This is a genomic window from Fontimonas sp. FW305-C-3 (genome assembly GCF_058783185.1).
Genome location: NZ_JBYSYK010000001.1, coordinates 382,621 through 398,729 on the forward strand (window position 1 = coordinate 382,621; position 16,109 = coordinate 398,729).

At 65.0% G+C, this 16,109-nt stretch carries 17 protein-coding genes; 2 read left to right on the forward strand and 15 right to left on the reverse strand.

From position 1 onward, the window contains the following. Positions 1–74 precede the first annotated feature (74 nt). Both AC3WUF_RS01770 and AC3WUF_RS01775 read right to left on the reverse strand, forming a co-directional pair. Positions 75–341 carry a TFIIB-type zinc ribbon-containing protein gene (locus tag AC3WUF_RS01770; RefSeq protein ID WP_492421814.1) on the reverse strand — a complete coding sequence of 89 codons (267 nt, stop codon included), beginning with the start codon at positions 339–341 and terminating at the stop codon, positions 75–77. 148 nt (positions 342–489) lie between these two features. Then, on the reverse strand, positions 490–1,167 hold the full coding sequence (locus AC3WUF_RS01775; protein WP_492421816.1) for a DUF4304 domain-containing protein: 678 nt from the start codon (positions 1,165–1,167) through the stop codon (positions 490–492). Positions 1,168–1,400: 233 nt separating this feature from the next. Here AC3WUF_RS01775 and AC3WUF_RS01780 point away from each other — a divergent pair, with 233 nt between their 5' ends. Beyond that, positions 1,401–1,793 carry a GFA family protein gene (locus AC3WUF_RS01780; protein ID WP_492421818.1) on the forward strand — a complete coding sequence of 131 codons (393 nt, stop codon included), beginning with the start codon at positions 1,401–1,403 and terminating at the stop codon, positions 1,791–1,793. 117 nt (positions 1,794–1,910) lie between these two features. Beyond that, positions 1,911–3,044 (forward strand): glycosyltransferase family protein, encoded by a 1,134-nt coding sequence (locus tag AC3WUF_RS01785; protein WP_492421820.1) that lies wholly within the window; start codon positions 1,911–1,913, stop codon positions 3,042–3,044. Here the strand turns inward: AC3WUF_RS01785 and AC3WUF_RS01790 are convergent. From AC3WUF_RS01790 to AC3WUF_RS01850, 13 genes are all read right to left on the reverse strand, one after another. Then, on the reverse strand, positions 3,033–3,221 hold the full coding sequence (locus AC3WUF_RS01790; protein ID WP_492421822.1) for a hypothetical protein: 189 nt from the start codon (positions 3,219–3,221) through the stop codon (positions 3,033–3,035). The two genes, AC3WUF_RS01785 and AC3WUF_RS01790, sit on opposite strands and share 12 nt — an antisense overlap. Before the next feature lie 24 nt (positions 3,222–3,245). After that, complete coding sequence (locus AC3WUF_RS01795; RefSeq protein ID WP_492421824.1) at positions 3,246–4,643, reverse strand: OmpA family protein; 1,398 nt, start codon at positions 4,641–4,643, stop codon at positions 3,246–3,248. 66 nt (positions 4,644–4,709) lie between these two features. Then, positions 4,710–4,958: a hypothetical protein gene (locus tag AC3WUF_RS01800; protein WP_492421826.1), complete on the reverse strand. Its 249-nt coding sequence runs from the start codon at positions 4,956–4,958 to the stop codon at positions 4,710–4,712. A 75-nt stretch (positions 4,959–5,033) separates the two neighbouring features. After that, on the reverse strand, positions 5,034–5,930 hold the full coding sequence (locus tag AC3WUF_RS01805) for a PepSY-associated TM helix domain-containing protein (protein ID WP_492421828.1): 897 nt from the start codon (positions 5,928–5,930) through the stop codon (positions 5,034–5,036). A 2-nt stretch (positions 5,931–5,932) separates the two neighbouring features. Beyond that, complete coding sequence (locus tag AC3WUF_RS01810) at positions 5,933–6,478, reverse strand: FMN-binding protein (RefSeq protein ID WP_492421830.1); 546 nt, start codon at positions 6,476–6,478, stop codon at positions 5,933–5,935. Between the two features lie 112 nt (positions 6,479–6,590). After that, positions 6,591–7,058: a group I truncated hemoglobin gene (locus tag AC3WUF_RS01815; protein WP_492421832.1), complete on the reverse strand. Its 468-nt coding sequence runs from the start codon at positions 7,056–7,058 to the stop codon at positions 6,591–6,593. 36 nt (positions 7,059–7,094) lie between these two features. Next, positions 7,095–8,135: a DUF3034 family protein gene (locus AC3WUF_RS01820; RefSeq protein ID WP_492421834.1), complete on the reverse strand. Its 1,041-nt coding sequence runs from the start codon at positions 8,133–8,135 to the stop codon at positions 7,095–7,097. 448 nt (positions 8,136–8,583) lie between these two features. Next, entirely contained in the window at positions 8,584–8,871 is a 288-nt protein-coding gene (locus AC3WUF_RS01825; protein WP_492421836.1) for a hypothetical protein, read from the reverse strand. Continuing rightward, the gene (locus AC3WUF_RS01830; protein WP_492421838.1) at positions 8,868–9,497 is read right to left on the reverse strand and encodes a tetratricopeptide repeat protein; all 630 of its coding nucleotides are present in this window, start codon (positions 9,495–9,497) and stop codon (positions 8,868–8,870) included. The genes AC3WUF_RS01825 and AC3WUF_RS01830 overlap by 4 nt, the downstream gene beginning before the upstream one ends. Then, entirely contained in the window at positions 9,481–12,306 is a 2,826-nt protein-coding gene (locus AC3WUF_RS01835) for a tetratricopeptide repeat protein (protein ID WP_492421840.1), read from the reverse strand. The genes AC3WUF_RS01830 and AC3WUF_RS01835 overlap by 17 nt, the downstream gene beginning before the upstream one ends. Continuing rightward, positions 12,303–13,964, reverse strand: a complete 1,662-nt coding sequence (locus AC3WUF_RS01840) for a tetratricopeptide repeat protein (RefSeq protein ID WP_492421842.1) — start codon at positions 13,962–13,964, stop codon at positions 12,303–12,305. The genes AC3WUF_RS01835 and AC3WUF_RS01840 overlap by 4 nt, the downstream gene beginning before the upstream one ends. Further along, a complete protein-coding gene (locus tag AC3WUF_RS01845) occupies positions 13,964–15,184 on the reverse strand; it encodes an ABC transporter substrate-binding protein (protein ID WP_492421844.1) in 1,221 nt (406 codons plus the stop codon). The genes AC3WUF_RS01840 and AC3WUF_RS01845 overlap by 1 nt, the downstream gene beginning before the upstream one ends. After that, the gene (locus tag AC3WUF_RS01850; RefSeq protein ID WP_492421846.1) at positions 15,181–15,831 is read right to left on the reverse strand and encodes an ANTAR domain-containing response regulator; all 651 of its coding nucleotides are present in this window, start codon (positions 15,829–15,831) and stop codon (positions 15,181–15,183) included. The genes AC3WUF_RS01845 and AC3WUF_RS01850 overlap by 4 nt, the downstream gene beginning before the upstream one ends. Between the last annotated feature and the right edge of the window lie 278 nt (positions 15,832–16,109).

A 16,109-nucleotide genomic window follows, 5' to 3' on the forward strand; every position in this document is an offset into this window, starting at 1 on the left:
CGCACAGAGCGCGCGGCACGCCCGGAAAACAATCGACAACCGCGCGCGATGCTCAGTGCTATGCAGCCAAGCTGTCAGAAATCAAACAGCTCGCCCAGCAGACTCTTGCGCTTCCCCTTGTACTTGTAGTCGTCTGAAGTCCGAGAGTCGTAAGGCGCAGAACGGACATTCCGCGCATCCTGCGGGCGCGCCGGTGCCGCTTCGACGGCCGAGCGTTCGATCAGCTTGTCGAGTTCGCCACGATCAAGCCAAACGCCGCGGCATTGCGGGCAATAGTCGATCTCGATGCCTTGCCGATCAGACATCGCCAGATTCACATCTGCGCACACGGGACATTTCATGGATCAAGTGCTCTCATCAGGTAAGCAATAAGCCATGGGGCCAATGTGCAACCGTTCAATAGCGCCTGATCCACACAACAGGCATGAACGCCGGAATTAACGACGAGAAACGCCGCAGAAAGCGTGGAGGCCTCACTGCAAGCTGTTGTCAGAGCGCACTGGCACTGTTTATCCGATCAAGCAGTGCTTGAACTCTCACAGCCTCCTCCAGCTCGGCCTGCGACGGCGGCTCCGCCACCTCTTTCTGCCGCTTCATCACGTAATCCGGCGCTTTCAGTAAACCGAGGGCAGCTGTGAGCCATTGATGCGCGGCCTCCAGATCTCCGGCGAGAAACAGCAGCATCCCATGCTCCGAAGCACGGTACTGGTCGCTCTTCTGCTGAGGTCCTTCGGACATGAGCACGGCGTAAGTCTCAGTGGCGTCATCGGCAATGGCCTTGATCATGGAGTAACGCTCAAGCCAAGGTTCTGCGAGAGGCAGGAAGGAGGCGTACTGACCCAAGCTGTCTTCCAGCGCCTCCTTCGACGCTGCGGAAAGCCAGCAGTCCTGTCCTCCGGCCCCAGCTTCCGAAAGCCGGGAGCTGATGTATGGAGCGAACGACGAATCGCGTTCCCTCAGAGCTGTCAGGGCCGGGATATGAACCCCGACATTGCAGGCAAACGTTGAATCTCCATGGCGGGTCAACTGAAAGTGCAGACCCTGAACCACATCGCCTCTGGTGCGCGTGAACAGACACTCTCCGGCGAACTCGAATCCGTGGCTGCGCGCCATCGGTGAGAAAGCGCGTTCGATTTCCTTTCCGAAGCTCTTGAAATTACGAGTCATGAATCATGTGTGCCCTGACAAAGGGACAAAGGCGCGAGTCAACGAGCGCTGTGAGCGCCTTCGCGTCCGCCTCTAGGGTGCGCCTGGCTTCCATGGCGATGAGTCTAACGCTCCACTCAAGTCGACGGACCGCCGAGACTCCGAGCGATGCGCAAGGGCTGAAAGTCGGGGGCAATTGCGAAGACGGCGCGCTTCGGGGTACACATCTCGCCCGCTCACTTTGGAGACGCGGCATGGACCGATTCAGCGGCGGTTGCCTGTGCGGCAATGTTCGGATCGTGGCATCGGGCCGCCCTCACCGGGTTGGTCTTTGTCATTGCCTCGATTGCCGCAAGCACCATGGGGCGCTCTTCCATGCCTCCGCGATATTTCCGCAGGATGCGGTGACGATCGATGGCGAAACCCGCGACTACGCCGGGCGGCATTTCTGTCCTCGTTGCGGTTCGTCCGTCTTTGGGCGCAGCGCAGGCGAGATCGAGGTGAATCTGGGGTCCCTGGATGCGCCCGATCAACTGATGCCGACCTACGAACTGTGGACTGTCCGTCGCGAGTCCTGGCTGCCGCCGTTCCCTCGGCTCAGCCGATACGATCGCGATCGTGACCCCACGAGTCCCTTCGAGAAATAGGCCGCAAGTTGCGGAGTATTGCTTCAGGCTTCGTCACAGCATCGTCACAGTGCTGTCATCTGACTTGAACGCAAACGCCATAAGGTGACGTGCGTCGAATCAGATGAGTGACGCGCCATGAAGATTGCCTACGGTGTGATGGGTTACGGTCGCGGCCACGCGATGCGCACGATGTCGGTGCTGCCGAGCCTGATGGCCGAGCACGAGGTGACGGTTTTTGCCGGCGGCGATGCCTATGACGTGCTCGCGCCGCGTTTCCCGACGGTGCGCATTCCGGTCATCGGCTACCAATACAACGACGCCGGCCGGCATTCCTTCACGCGCACGATCGCGCGCAACTTTGCGCCGATGCGGGATCTGCTGTTTGGCGGCGACGGTCAGGCGCTGGTCGAGCGCGAGTTCCGCGAACGCGGCATCGATCTGGTGATCTCGGACTCCGAGGCCTGGACGCATCGTGTCGCGCAGCGGCTCGACATTCCGCGCATCAGTTTCGATCACGTTGGCATCATTGCTTACTGCAAGCCGCACTTTCCGCCGGATCTGTGGGCATTGGGCATGCGCGATGCCTGGGGCTACCGCTCGTTGATGGGCGTGCCGGAGCGCATCCTGGTCTCGAGCTTCTATCCGGCAGAGCCGGCGTATCCGCAGGTGACGGTGATTGGCCCGATGCTGCGCGACGAAGTGCTCGCCGCGAAACCGACCGATGGCGATTACCTGCTGGCCTATTTCAACAAGGGCGAACATCAGTACCTGCCGCATGTTGATCGCGCGCTGCGATTGCTGGACTGCAGGGTCGTCGTCTACGGCACAGGCCGCAGCGGGTTCAGCGACAACCTCGAGTTTCGCGCGCCGAGCGTGGAAGGCTTTGTCCGCGATCTCGCCGGCTGTCGTGCGGTGCTTTCAACAGCGGGCAATCAGCTGATCGGCGAGGCGATCCATTTCGGCAAGCCGCTGCTGGTGGTGCCGGAAGACGCTTTCGAGCAGCGACTCAATGCGCACATGATCGAGCGCATGGGCGTCGGCATGCGTGCCGACCTGATGCAGCTGGCGCCCAGCGATGTCGATCGCTTCATGGGCAATCACGCCTGGTACCGCTCCAACATGAAGGCGCATGCCGGCAATGGCCGCAAGCAGGCGATCGACACCTTGCGTCGCTACATCAATGACATCGCCCGTCAGAGTCCGGCGGTCCAGACGGCGCCAAAACCTGCACGCGCCGCCCAGACCGCGTTGCTGGCCTCAGGCCTGTAAGGTCACCGCCGCATAACGGCTGCTGTTCTCGCGCCTGCGACGCAGGCGAGCCAAGGCCTGCGGGCTTGCGGGCCGGCGCATGAGCATCGGCATCGCGACCAGCACGGCGAGGGCAATCAGCATCATCGCCTGATCAATGAACGGAAACAGCATCGCTTCTGGCAGGGCCTGGGGCATGTGATTCTCCTGGGTCTGCGCGCCTTACTCGACGATGACCGTGCCGGACATCATCGCGCCGTGGATCGAGCACTGGTAGTCGTAGGTTCCCGGCGTGTCGAAGCTGCGCGTGTACGTCGCGCCATGCTTCATGCGTCCGCTTGCCGTGGTCGAGAACATGACGTTGTGATTGGAACCATCGTTGTTGGTCCAGGTCACCGAGGTCCCCTTCGCAACGCGCAGCGTGGCCGGTACGAAGACCATGTTCTCGATGCTGACGGCATTGGCGCCAGCCGCGGCGGCCGGTGCCGGCGTTGCCGCCGGCAGGGCCGTCGCCATCGGTACTGGTGTCGCCACCGGTGCAGCGGCCGCCGGCATCATCGTCGGCACTGGCGTGGCCATCGGCGTCATCGGCTCAATCGCAGCGCCCGACTTGTCGTTGACGACCTTCAGTTCCACGCGACGGTTCAGCTCACGGCCTTCGTCGGTGGCGTTGTCGGCCACCGGCATCGATTCGCCGTAACCGATCGAATCCATCCGCTCGCCCGCCACGCCCTTGTCTTCCAGATACTGGACCACGGAGGCCGCGCGCTTCTCGGACAGTTTCTGGTTGTAGGCGTCGCTACCCTTGGAGTCGGTGTGACCCTGGATCTCGATGTCGATCGCCGGGCGAGCAACCAGCTCCGCCGCGACCGGATCGAGGATCGTCTTGGCGTTCGTCGTCAGGCGCGACTGATCGAATTCGAAGTTGACGCCGCGCAGGACGAACTGGTCGCCCGGACCGCAGCCGGCCATCGAGCCCGCGCCTTCGGTCGCCGGCAGTTCGCAGCTCGGCACCGGGGTCGGTGCCGGCGTCGGCATTGGGATCACCGGCACGATGCGCACCGGTTCCGGCGTCGGCGCCGGCGCCTTCGCGCCGAGCGGAATGCGCCAGCCGATATTGAATTGGGGTTCTTCGACATCGGCGTCGTCGTCGACGTGATACAGCGCCTCAAGGCGCAGCGAGCTGCCGACGCCTGCGAACTCGTAGCCGATGCCGGCGTTGTAGTAGGTGGCATCGCCACCCATCACATCGCCATGAATATAGAAACCGCCGGACGGATCCGGGAACAGGTTGATGCCGCCGCCGCCGGCGAAGTAGTCCTCGTCCGGCGCGTCGGGGCAGACGCCGAGCAGGCTGCAGATCGGATTGGTGATCTGGCCTTCGCCCTTGAAGTCCAGATACTGGCCGCGCAGCTCGGCCTCCAGCCAGGGCGTCAGGCGCATGCCGATCGCGAGCGCCCCGCCGAGGCCGTCCTCGGCGTGGCGAACATCGTCGGCGATGACATACGACAGCATCGGCATGACGTAGATACGGTCGTCGTAGGTTTCATCGGCTCGGGCCGATGCCGCAGCGGCGGTGGCCGCCAGTGCTACACAGAAAGTGATGCTGCGCATTGCCATGTTATTCCCCACGTCCTATCCCTGGTACCGTTCTTGTTGACCGACCGCTGTCGTTGCCGCTGAGCTTCAGTAGAAGTACTCGTCCTTCGTCAGCGTGCCGTCCTTGTTGGTGTCGCGCGTTTCGAAGCGCTTGTAGAGCTGCGAATCGCCGGCCAGCTCTTCCTTCTGGATCATTCCGTCGCCGTTCTTGTCGGTCCAGATCTTGCTGAGCACCGGATTGCCGCTCGCGGTCGCGCCGGCCGTCGTGTAGTTGTCAGCGGCAACGGCGCTGCCGCTGACCAGCAGTGCCAGAACCATCATGTGTCGTGCTTTCATTGCGTAACTCCTGCTTGAGTGCTGTGTATGCCGGGCCGCGAAGCCCCCCTTGAAGGCGCAGCCGCGCGCCATAACTCATCTCTTGACCGGTCGACGGTTCTGACGGATTCGCCACCACATCCACACGCCGCTGAGCGACAGCCAGAAGGCGGCGAAGCCAACGAAGTTGATGATCCAGGCGCCGACGTTGCCGAACAGACGGCCGCTGTGCGCATCGACCAGTACGTGCTCCAGCGAGACGCTGGGCTTGGAATAGGGCAGCAGTGCCTGACGGTTCTCTTCGGGCATGCGTGTCGCCACCGACCAGGTCACCTGGTTCGGATCGACCGGCGTCCAGGAATCGCCGGAATCCTTGCTCTGGAAGGCATCGAGATCCTGCACGACGATCGCGCCGTCCGCGGTCGTGCCGATGCGGCGGATGCTCGACACCGGCAGGATCGGCGGCTGCAGCTGGTCGTACAGTCCACCGTCGGTGGTCAGCAAGGTCAGCGAGCCGGACGTCCCGACGAACAGCAGGGGTTTGGCTTCGCTGCCGCCGGCGACGAAGCCCAGCGGTTCGTGAATGCGCTCGGCGAGCGGTTGCGCGTCGAGCAGCGTGTAATCGCTGGTGACCGACAACCAGCGTCCGCCGGAGCTGAAGCCGGTTGCCGGCGGCACCGGGTGCAATCCGTACAGTGCCATCACCAGCGGCGAATCGATGCGGACGGTGTCGTAACCCCAATCCGCGCTCTGGTTGATCAGAAAGCCGCTGGCGCCCAGCCAACCCATGAAACTGAATGCGAACAGGCCGACGCGCTTGTGCCACTCGCGCAGCGTCATCGTCAGGTTGCGCCGCGGCTGCGGCGTCGACGGCCGATGCGCGCCGTGCTTGCCCAGGCTCCGCCAGTGATGGAAACGTGCGCCAAGGCTACGCCGTGAACCGCCGGTACTGGACATGTGCGTCGTGTCGTTGGCCGTCAATTCCGGAGGCATGATTACTTCGCCAGCGTATCGAGCAGCAGCGCGGTGCGTGCCATGCGCTGCATGAGCTTCACCGAGTATGTGGCGCCGGAGATGCTGTCGACCTTCTTGTCGATTCCGGCACCGGCGGCGCGCGCACCGATCATCTGGTTGAGGAACGACAGTTCGCCCACCTGCTCGCCGCGCGATTCCTTGTAGAAGAGCACGCGCGCCGCCTGGATCGCGTTGTCGGCGACGACGAAACCCGATGTGGTCGGCTGATAACCTTCCTTGCCGATGTCGTCGAAGATCCAGACGGTCTTGCCGCTGGCCTGCCAGTAGCGGATTCGCGCCTGCGGGAAACGCCGGCCGTAGATCGGCGTCAGTTGAGCTTGGGCAGCCTCGTCGAGATCAAGAACCTGGGCCGGCGGCAGCGTGGCGCCAAAGGCTTCGGCCAGGAAGGCTTCGCGAGTGATGAAAATCTTGCAGATGACGGGCGGGCACTCCTCGGCCAGCGCGTCGGTCAGCGGGAGTGCAACCAATGCCAGAGTGAGCAGGATCTTGCGGATCTGAGTTCTCATGGTCGTCGTAGTTTTCGTGTGCATGGTGTTCTGAAAGGTCTCTGAGAGCCGACTGCCCAGCCGACGATCGCAAGCGCGATCGAAGGCTGGGCATGGGGCCGTTTAACGATTTTCAGCGCGTCACAATGTCCCGCGTGAACGGTGCCAGGGCATTGATCAGCTGGTTGCAGGCGTAGTACTTGATGTTGTTGCGCTCGCAGGCGCTGTACGCAGCTTCGACGACCGCGTTGAACTGCGTCATCGTGATCTCGAGATCGGCGTGCGCCGCGCTCATGCTCGCGCCCTGGTACTCGTTGGGGCCGCCGAGCACCATGGTTTCGAGCTGCGTGTTCAACACGATCTGGCGCTCGGGATTGCCGAACTCCTTGAAGATCCTGTTGATGCGGTTGTCGAGCATGATGTAGTAGAAGAGGCTCTTCACCCACTCATGCACGCCTTCGCGACCGCCGAAGGACTCGAGGGATTCCGGCGAGATGCCGAGAATCGGATTGGTCTTGGATTCGCCGGCTTGCACCGACTGGGTGCCGACGAGGATCAGCGTGGCCGCTGCAAGGCTACGCAAAAAGAATCGAGGTTTCATGAAATTCTCCTGATGAATGCGGATGGCAGGTCTGGCTTAGAACGTCGCGTGCATCGACATGTAGAAGCCGTTCTGGTCCGGAGCGACCGAGATATTTCCCAGCATCAAGTAGGCCAGCACGAAAGACAGGTTCTTGTTCGGGGCATAGGCAAAGAAGATGTCCTTCCAGTCGCCTTCCTTCTTCTGGGTAAGCGCGCCAGCCAGGCCACTGACTCCGACGCCGCCGAGCAGGTCGGTCAGGCCGGACAGATCCAGACCGCCGATGTTCACGCTCTTGCCGTCGAGGTTGTCGCCATGCTGCTGATACTCGAAGCCGATCGCCGTGTTCTTGGCGAGCAGGTGGGCGACCGAAGCCTCCCAGCGCACTTCCTTGTCGTTCTCGCAGTTGGCACCGTCGCAGACGCCGAAGCCGGTCAGACCGATTTCGTTGGCCGAGGTGTAACGTGCGGTCACGTTGATCAGCGTGCTCCAGCGGAACAGGACCTTGGTCGCCGCTACGTAGGCTTCCCAGTCCTTGTTGTCGGCGGCGCCCAGCGTAGCCACCAGCTCTTCGCTGTTGTTTTCCTTGTACAGGCCGCCGATCGCGACCTGCGGAATCCAGCTGTCCGCCGTGTACACCGCATCGCCGAACAGACGCAGCTTGGCGCCGTACACATCCATCTTCAGCGTCGAGTTCCAGGGGTTGGTACCCAGCTCCAGGCCCGCGGCCTCGGCTGCGAGCGCAACCGTATCCAGGTTGGAGAGGTTGAGCGACAGGTCATGCTGAGCGTAGGACAGCTCGAACCGATCGTAGAAACCGACGGCTGCACCGATCACGGTCAACTGCAGCGCCGGCAGGTTTGCATAGGTGAAGCCGACGCCGCCGTTGATGCCGTCACGCGTCTCGTACCCCGTAATGGTTGCCCAGGGAACCGCGCCACCACCGCCTGCGCCGTCAACCGTGAAGACGCCGCCGGTCAGAAAGACCTTGCCGTCGTTGTAGAGATCCGCCCACGCTGCTTCGCTGGACAAAGCCGCAGCCGCGACCAGTAGCGATGCGCACCAGCGGCGCGCCTTGTTCCCAGTTTTGCCTTTCATGCCTGTAACTCCAAATCGTTAGGTGTGTTTTGAGCGACAGCCCCAAATCTGCTTTCTGTGCAGACGTCTGCGGCTCACTGCCAGCGCGGCGAGTCGCGTCCCCCGATCCCTTTGCAAGCGGACTTTCCACCTCCACGATCTGCACACCGGGAGATGGCGGATCGCGCAAAAAAAAAGTCCACGAACGGCCGCTGGGCCATGCGTGGACTTCGATGTCCTTTTAGTTGATCGGGCGTCTGTGGCCGATCGGTTTGCTTACTGCGGCGCCATATCGAGGCGGTTGAATTATTTGTTGCAAACGCTGTGCCAAGTTTGTTGCGCTGCCGCAGACGACGATAGACGCAAGTTTCTTAACGCAATGCCGCCAAATCAGCGATAGAAATGAATGATTGGTGTCGTGCAGCGCGGACTTCGGGTCCAAATTGGTGCGGTTGCACCGCGAAGCGGATCAGCGGCGCAACAAACGCAGGCGCCAATACGCATCCATGCTTTCGCGCACATCGACCTGGCGTTGCAGATCCGCCGCTTCGACGGCGTCGCCGGAGGCCTCGTACAGTCTTGGTGCACGATCGACGTCGCTCGCAAGTTCCTCGCGCCAGGGCGTCAGATACAGGCCGACCGCCGCTTCCTGTTCACCGATGATCGTCGTGCCGCTGTCGGTGCCGACGGATTCCGCTGCCATCGCGCTCAGGCTCAGAACGCTCAGCAGCGCGGCGAAATAGAGCGCGCCTCTCATCGGCTGGCTCCGGCCACGTCGACACCGGCGGTGCTTTCGAGGTTGTGAATCCAGGCGCTCAGCATCACGTTGTCGCCGGCGTTCAGCCGCTGTGCCTCGCGATAGTGCGCGAGCGCTTCCTGCGGCCGGCGCAGAGACACTTCATAAAGAAGTCCCAGGTTGCGATGCGCCGCCGCGTAGTCCGGCTCAGCCCGCAGCGCCTGCTTGTACTCGGTCTCGGCGCGCTGGAAGTCGCCGCCTTCGCGATACAGGCTGCCGAGCCAGTTGTGAGCAACCGCATTGTCCGGATTGACCGTCGCCGCGCGGGCGAAAGCCGACATCGCTTCGCCGCGTTGGCCGAGCTGCGCATAGAGAATGCCCAGATTGGTCAGCGGCCCGGACAAGGTCGGGTGTGCGCGATGCAGTTCGAGGAAGGCGTCGCGCGCGGCGGGGCGGTCGCCGCTCTTCATCAGCTTGAGCGCCGCGGCGAACTGCTGTTGCGCATTTGAACTGGTCGCCGCCGGCAGTGGCGGCGCCTTGGTCGGCATGCTCCGTGCCGGTGCGGCCGAGGCGCAGGCGCCGAGCAGCAAGCACAGGCCCAACACCAGGCCGCGCGCGACGATTTTTGCATCAGAACAGGGCGTCATAGCTCATCTCGCGTTGGTCCTGCTTGCCGTACTTCACCGGGACCAGGGTCGCCAATGCGGCTGCGCTGCGGTTGACCCATTCGTTCCAGATGTCCTGGTTCAGTCGCGACAGGTTGTTCTCGAAAGCGGCGATCGCCTGCTCCTCGAACGGATACGCCTGCTCTTCCAGCAGCAGCTCATACTGCTCGCGCTCTTCCGCACTCAGACCGGCCGGCCGTTCCGATGCGAGCAGCGCGCGTCCGAGTTCCAGATACAGCGCGCCGAGTTCGTAACTCGCGGCGGTCGTCGTGTCGGCAAAACCATAAGCCGCCGATCGATCGAGGAAGGCCACGGCCGCCTTGGTGCGGGTGATGCGTTGCGCCAGACTGTCCTTCAGCGAACCGCGCAACGGCATGCGAGCCAGCGCGATGGCTGCATTGCGCCCCAGTTGCAGGCTCGCCGCCGCCGCCAGCTGGCGCGATTCCGCTTCACGCGAACCGTTGCGCTGGTCGGCATCGACGATTTCCTGCAGCCACTGAGCGGCCTGTTCGGGCGAGCTCTTGTTGTACTCGGCCAGCCGCTGGCGCGCCTTCTGCGCGGCGAGCAGGGGCTGCGGATAGCTGCTGACGTATTGGCTGTATGCAGCCATCGCATTGCCGCGAGCCTGCGCGCGGTCGTACAGGCTGGCGCTGAGCCAGCTGGCCTCGCGGCGCAGATCGGCTGCCGTCGTCGTTCGCATCGCAACGCGCTGGTAGGCTGCGGCCGCCGCGGCGAGCTGACCGCCGCGCTCATAGGCGACGGCGAGTTTGCTTTCCGCGTCTGCGGCGAGCGCATGATCGGCATTGCGCGCGAGATAGCGCTCAAGGCTGCGCTGGCTCGCGGTCCAGTCGCTCAGGTCGAAGTACGCGGCCGCGGCATCGTAATCCGCCGACGCACGGACCTTCGCATCCGGAGACGCGAGCGCGGCCTGCTCGAACAGACCCGCCGACTCGCGCAGCTGGCCGCCGCTGCGCGCGACTTCCGCGCGCTTGTAAAGGCTGGCCGCCAGGCGCTCCGACCATTGCGTGCGGACGGCTTCGCCCGCCGAGCTGCCTTGCGCGAGCAGCTGCCGGTAGCCGGCCTCCGCAGCGACATAGTCGGCCTGCGCGAACTGCGCGTCGGCGACGACCGTCCAGGCGATGCGCTGCTGCGCCGCGCTGGCGCCGGCGGCGATGATGCTCTGCGCGAGGTTGATCGCCGCCGGATAGTCGCGCAGTTCGTAGCGGTTCTGCGCGGCGCTGGTCAGCGCGGCGAGCTTCTGCGGATGCGTCGGCAGCTTCTCGGCCAGCTGCAGGCTGCTGCCGATCGCCGACTGCAGCGCCGTCGTGCGCGTCGCGCCGGTGCTGCTGTCGGCAAATTGCTGCCAGGCCTGCACCGCGGCGTAGGCGGCTTCGGTGGTCTTGGCGTGTGCCGGATATTCATAGGCGCTGCGCGTGTACTGCTCGGCTGCGGCGCTGTACTGTCCGGCATCGAGCAGGCTGTCGGCGAGCAGCAGCGTGGTTTGTGGCGCGGCCGGATCGTCCGGGAACAGCGCCAGGGAGCGCTGGTAGTAGTCCGCCGCAATGGCATAAGCCTGCTTGCGCTGCGCGCCCGCGGTGGCCGGAATCGACTGGGCATTGGCGTGCGCCAGCGCCGCGAGTTCGCCGAGCTGGGTCCTGACCAGCGCGAGCGTGCCTGGATCCGCAGCGCGGTCCGCCCAGTAGTCCGCGCCCGGTGCGTAACGCGCGATGAAGCGCTGCTTGAGATTGAGCATCGGCTCGCTGAAGCCGCCATCGCGATAGGCGACGATGGCCTGCTCGTCGAAAGCCGGCGCCAGGCGATGCTTCGGATAGCGTTCGACAAAGGCCGTGTAGGTCTGCGCCGCTTCGCTGTAGCGGCGCAGATCCAGCAACTGCGCGCCGAGCGATGCATACAGGCTGACGAAGAAAGGCGGCTGCGGATGGGTTTCCAGATAGCGATTGATCGCGGCGCCGCCGCCCAGTGCGGCGAACGACAGACCGACGACGCGCAGGCTCTCGGTCATCGTCTCGTTGCTGCCGGCCACCGGCACCGCGCTGGAGAACTGGGCCGGTTCGCCGCCAGGCAGGGTGCGCGTCAGGATGGCGACAAACACCGGCACCGCATCGGCGTACTTGCCCTGCTGATACAGGGTCCAGCCGTACTTGTACTGCGCGGCTTCGAACTGCGGCGCGGCTTCGCCGATGTCGAGCAGGCGCCGGTACTGCGTCTCGGCTTCTTCGTAGTCCTTCGCGAGATACAAGGTCTCCGCGGCGCGAAACAGCGCATCGGCGCGCAGCAGGGATTTCGGATAGCGGCGCTCCAGCTCGGCGAGCAAGGTGACCATCTGGTCGTTGTTGCCGTTGAGCTGCTCGGCGCGTGCGAGCTGGTACAGCGCCAGATCGTTGGCCGGATCGTCCGGCATTTCGCTCAGCACCTGGCGGTACTGCGTGATCGCCATGGCGAGTTCTTCGGGGCCGCCGACTTCGCTCTCGACCATGCGCAGGCGCAGGTAGGCCGCGCGGCGCAGCGATTCGGCACGCATCGGCGAGCGGATCGCCGACAGCCCGGCGACGCGGTCGTAGTTGGCAATCGCCTCGCGGGCGTTGGCCGGCAGCGGTGCCGACTCGGTGACGCGCAGGATGCTCGGCGACTTGCCGAGCAGCTTGCTGCTGAAGTCTTCGCTGTTGCTGAACGTGACGTCGGCGACCGTCGAAGCAGGTGCCGCGTAGGCATTGCCGAGCGCCAGCACCCACAGGCTCAGCGCGAAAGGGGTGAGCCTGGTCGTGTTCACTGGACCATTCCTTCAGTAAAGGCTTCCGGCGCATCGACCATGCGCGCCAGGGCGAAGCTGGCTTCGACGAGATACTGCTCGGCGACGTGGCGCTGGCCACGCAGCTGATCGAGCGCGCGCTGGCGCAGCGCCGATTGGTAGCGGCCCGCCAGAACTTCGGACTCCTTGCGCAGCTGCGCATTGGCCGCGCTCAGCGAGGCGGGGGCGGTGGCCTGCAGCTTCTGCGCCTGCACGGCGAGCAGATCCTGCAGCTCGCGCACCGCGAGCAAGGCATCGAGATCGCGCAGAAAATCCGGGCTGGCGATCAGGCGATCGAAATAGAACGTCGACGGCGCGTTCGGCGGATCGGTCAGCCACCAGCGCGGTTCCGGCATGACCGACATCCAGCCCGGCCAGCCATTGTCGGCATTGCCGGTCTGCGTCCACAGTCGCGCCAGTCCATCGTTGGCGATATCGCGCTCGGCGCCGGCGTAATGAGCGATCAGCGATTCGAGCTGGCTGACCGCGCGGCGGAAATACGCGTCGGCCTGCGCGTGTGCACCGAGATGGCCGTGCGCATAGGCCAGCGCGAGCAGGCCCTCCTGCACCGCGGGATCGGTCGGATCGCGGCCGATCAGTTCGCCCCAGGGCACCAGGGCCTTGCGCAGATCGCCGGCACGGTTGTCGTGGGCGACCGCATTGACGTAACGGAACGGCGTGGTGCGGCGGGCTTCGGCAACGGCATTGTCGTCGCCGGGGCGCAGCTGCGTCGTCGCCAGATACATTGCCGCCGCATTCGGTGCCGACGGCGGGATCAGGCGCGCCCAGCCGTAGCCGAGCAACGCGGCATTGGAGTTCGGCCCCGGACTGCGAACGCGCTGGAAAGCCTGGGCTGCCATGTCCGGTGCGCCGGCGCGTAACTGCAGATAGCCGAGGCGCAGGTTCGCGCGGTCGCGCAGCGCCCAGCCCAGACTGTCCTCGGGATCGACTTCCGCGAGCTGCTGCAGCGTGACGGGCGTTGCGGAAACAAGGGCTGCATTGAACTGCGCGACGCGTGCCGGATCGACGACCGGTTTCGCCGTCGTGATGTAGCCGGCCCCGTAGGCAGCCCGCACGAAGGCGGCGCGCGCAGTGTGTGTACTGGCGTCGAGAAAATCGGCGTAGCGCAGCTCGGCATCGACCCGGCTCGGCGTCGCGGTCCAGCTCAGCTCCGGACGGCTCAGTGTCCGGTCGCGCAGCTCGACGAGATATTGAGTGGCGCCGGGAACCAGCTCGATCTGGATGCGCCCGCGGACCGGCTTCACGGCGCGGCTGGTGTTGCGTTCGCGGATGAAGTATTCGACGAGGCCGCTGCGCGGCGTCGTGTCGGCACTCAGCGATGCGAGGCGATGCAGGCCGCCGCCGTTCAGCGCGCGGCCTTCGATCGGGCTGTAGGAATAGCGCCGCGCGGGCAGATCCTTCAGCGTCAGCTCAAGCTCGATCAGCTCCCAGTCGGGCACCGTGTTGGCGACATAGATCTGGATGCCGTCGCTGACCGCGGAGCCGGCGCGCGTCTGCGCTTCGAGCTCCACCGCGCGATCGAGCAGGCCGTCGGTCGTGACGTCAGCGCCGGCTGCGGCCAGGCTCAGCAGCGCTGCCGCGCTGCCCAGCAGGATCGACGCGCTGCGACGCGGGTTCATCACGACGTCCCGGTCAACAGCTGTTGCGCCGCGGCCATCTCCCAGCCGCGCGCGGCGAGATAGCCCGCCGGATTGTCGGGATCGAGTTCGCTGCCGCTGATGAAGCGGCTCTCCACGGTGGCGCCGTCGGCACCGAACGCGACCGAGCCTGCGCCCTCGCGAATCGCATCGACCGCCGGCTTCGGCAGGCCGAGCGCACTGGCCGCATCGCAGAACGCCGCGCCGTCGCAGACTGCGGTCGTCAGCCGCTGCATGTCGAGCGGCTTCTGCCACTGGCGCCAGCGCAGCATCTGCAGCGCGCACCACATCAGCTGAGAGCGGCGCGGGAAAGCCTGCAGGCCGGCGGAGAAGCGCGGCGTGCTGCCGATGCCGTCGCCACGCAGCGCCGATTCGATCCATGCCGCCGGCACCGACAGCACTTCACGCTGCAGCAGCAGGTCGGTGAGCTCGGCGGAAACGTCGCGGCTCGACAGCTCCTGCAATGCGCGCATGACGGCGACGATCAACGCGCGATGCGTGTTCGGATACCGCTGCGCCCACTCATGGGTGACGCCAAGCACCTTGTCGGCGCCGCCGTCCCAGATCGCACTGGTCGGCGTGATGACGACGCCCAGGCCGCCGCGCACCGCGGCGGTGTTCCAGGGCTCGCCGACGCAGAAGCCGTCGACCGTGCCGCTTTCCAGCAGGCGCACCATCTGCGGCGGCGGCGCGGCGCTGATTTCCAGGCCCGGCGTGTGCTCGGGCACATCGCCGAGCGCGAGCCATTCGCGCAGCAGATAGTGGTGCATCGAGTACGGGAACACGTGCGCCAGGCGCGCCTTGCCGCCGTGGCTCAGATAGTTGCCGAGCGCCTTCGCGCTTTCGACGGCGGTCATCTTCGGCTCGAAGCCGATGCGGATCGCCATGCTGCGCGACAGCGTGATCGCCGCGCCGCCCTGCGACAGGCACAGGCCGGTGACCATGGGTACGCCGACGCGGTCGGCGCCGAGGGTTGCGGCGATCGGCATCGGCGCTAGGCACTGCGCGGCATCGAGCGCGCCATAGGCCAGCCGGTCGCGCAGGCTCGCCCACGACACTTCGCGGACCAGGGTGACGTCGAGCCCGGCGGCGCGGAAGTAGCCGCGATGCTCGGCCCACAGCAGCGGTGCCGCATCCAGCAGCGGCATGTGGCCGACCGTCAGATGATGGACCTCCGGGGCGAACGGCAGCGACGATCTCATGGGAGATCTCCGCCCGGCTGGTGATCGAGCGAGCCGTCGAGCAGATTCGCCGCTGCGATGACGATGCGTGCGGCTTCGCCGATCGTCACGCGCTGCGCCATCGCGCTGCGTCGGAGCAGCGCATAGGCCTGTGCCTCGTCGAGCTTGCGCATGCGCGCGAGCATCGACTTGGCGCGCTCGACGTCGCGGCGGTCGGCCAGGCGCGTGCGCATGTTGTCGAGTTCGTCGCGCAGCTTCTGGTGTTCGAGGAAGCGCGCGATGGCAACGTCGAGAATCGGCTTGAGGCGGTGTTCGGCCATGCCGTCGACGACGTAGGCGCTGACGCCGGCGCGCACCGCCTCGGCAATGGTCTCGGTGTCGGAGTTGTGCGCGAAGAACACGATCGGCCGCGGCACCTGCTGGGAGATTGCCGCGCAGCCGTCGATGACATCGCGCGCCGGGTTGTCCATGTCGACCAGGATCACGTCGGGCTGGACCCGACGCACGGCGGCCGGCAGATCCTCGGTGGCGCGCATGCGCGCGACGACGTCATAGCCGCTGGCGTGCAGGGCCTGGGTCACGAAGGCGGCGCGCGAAGTGTCGTCATCGACCAGCATGACGCGGAGGCGCCCACGGTCGGCGCTACGCAGTGCGGGTTGCGCTGCCATCAGTCCGATCCGTTCGCCACGCTTGCTCATGCACCCTGTCTGTCCCTGACCGTTGCAGACAGCGGCGCACTAAAGGAGCCCCTGCTGCAGTACACGCAGCGGACGCCTTTGTCCGAGAGAAAATTCGTTGACCTTGATCACTCATGGGAATGAAGCGGCAGCGTTGCCACGGTCTGTACAGCGAATGTGGATAAGCGAAACGCGTGCCAACACCTGAAGTAGATGAAATACAGCCACTTAGTCCATTTGCGAACGCACCAAAAGTTACTCTTGCCTCG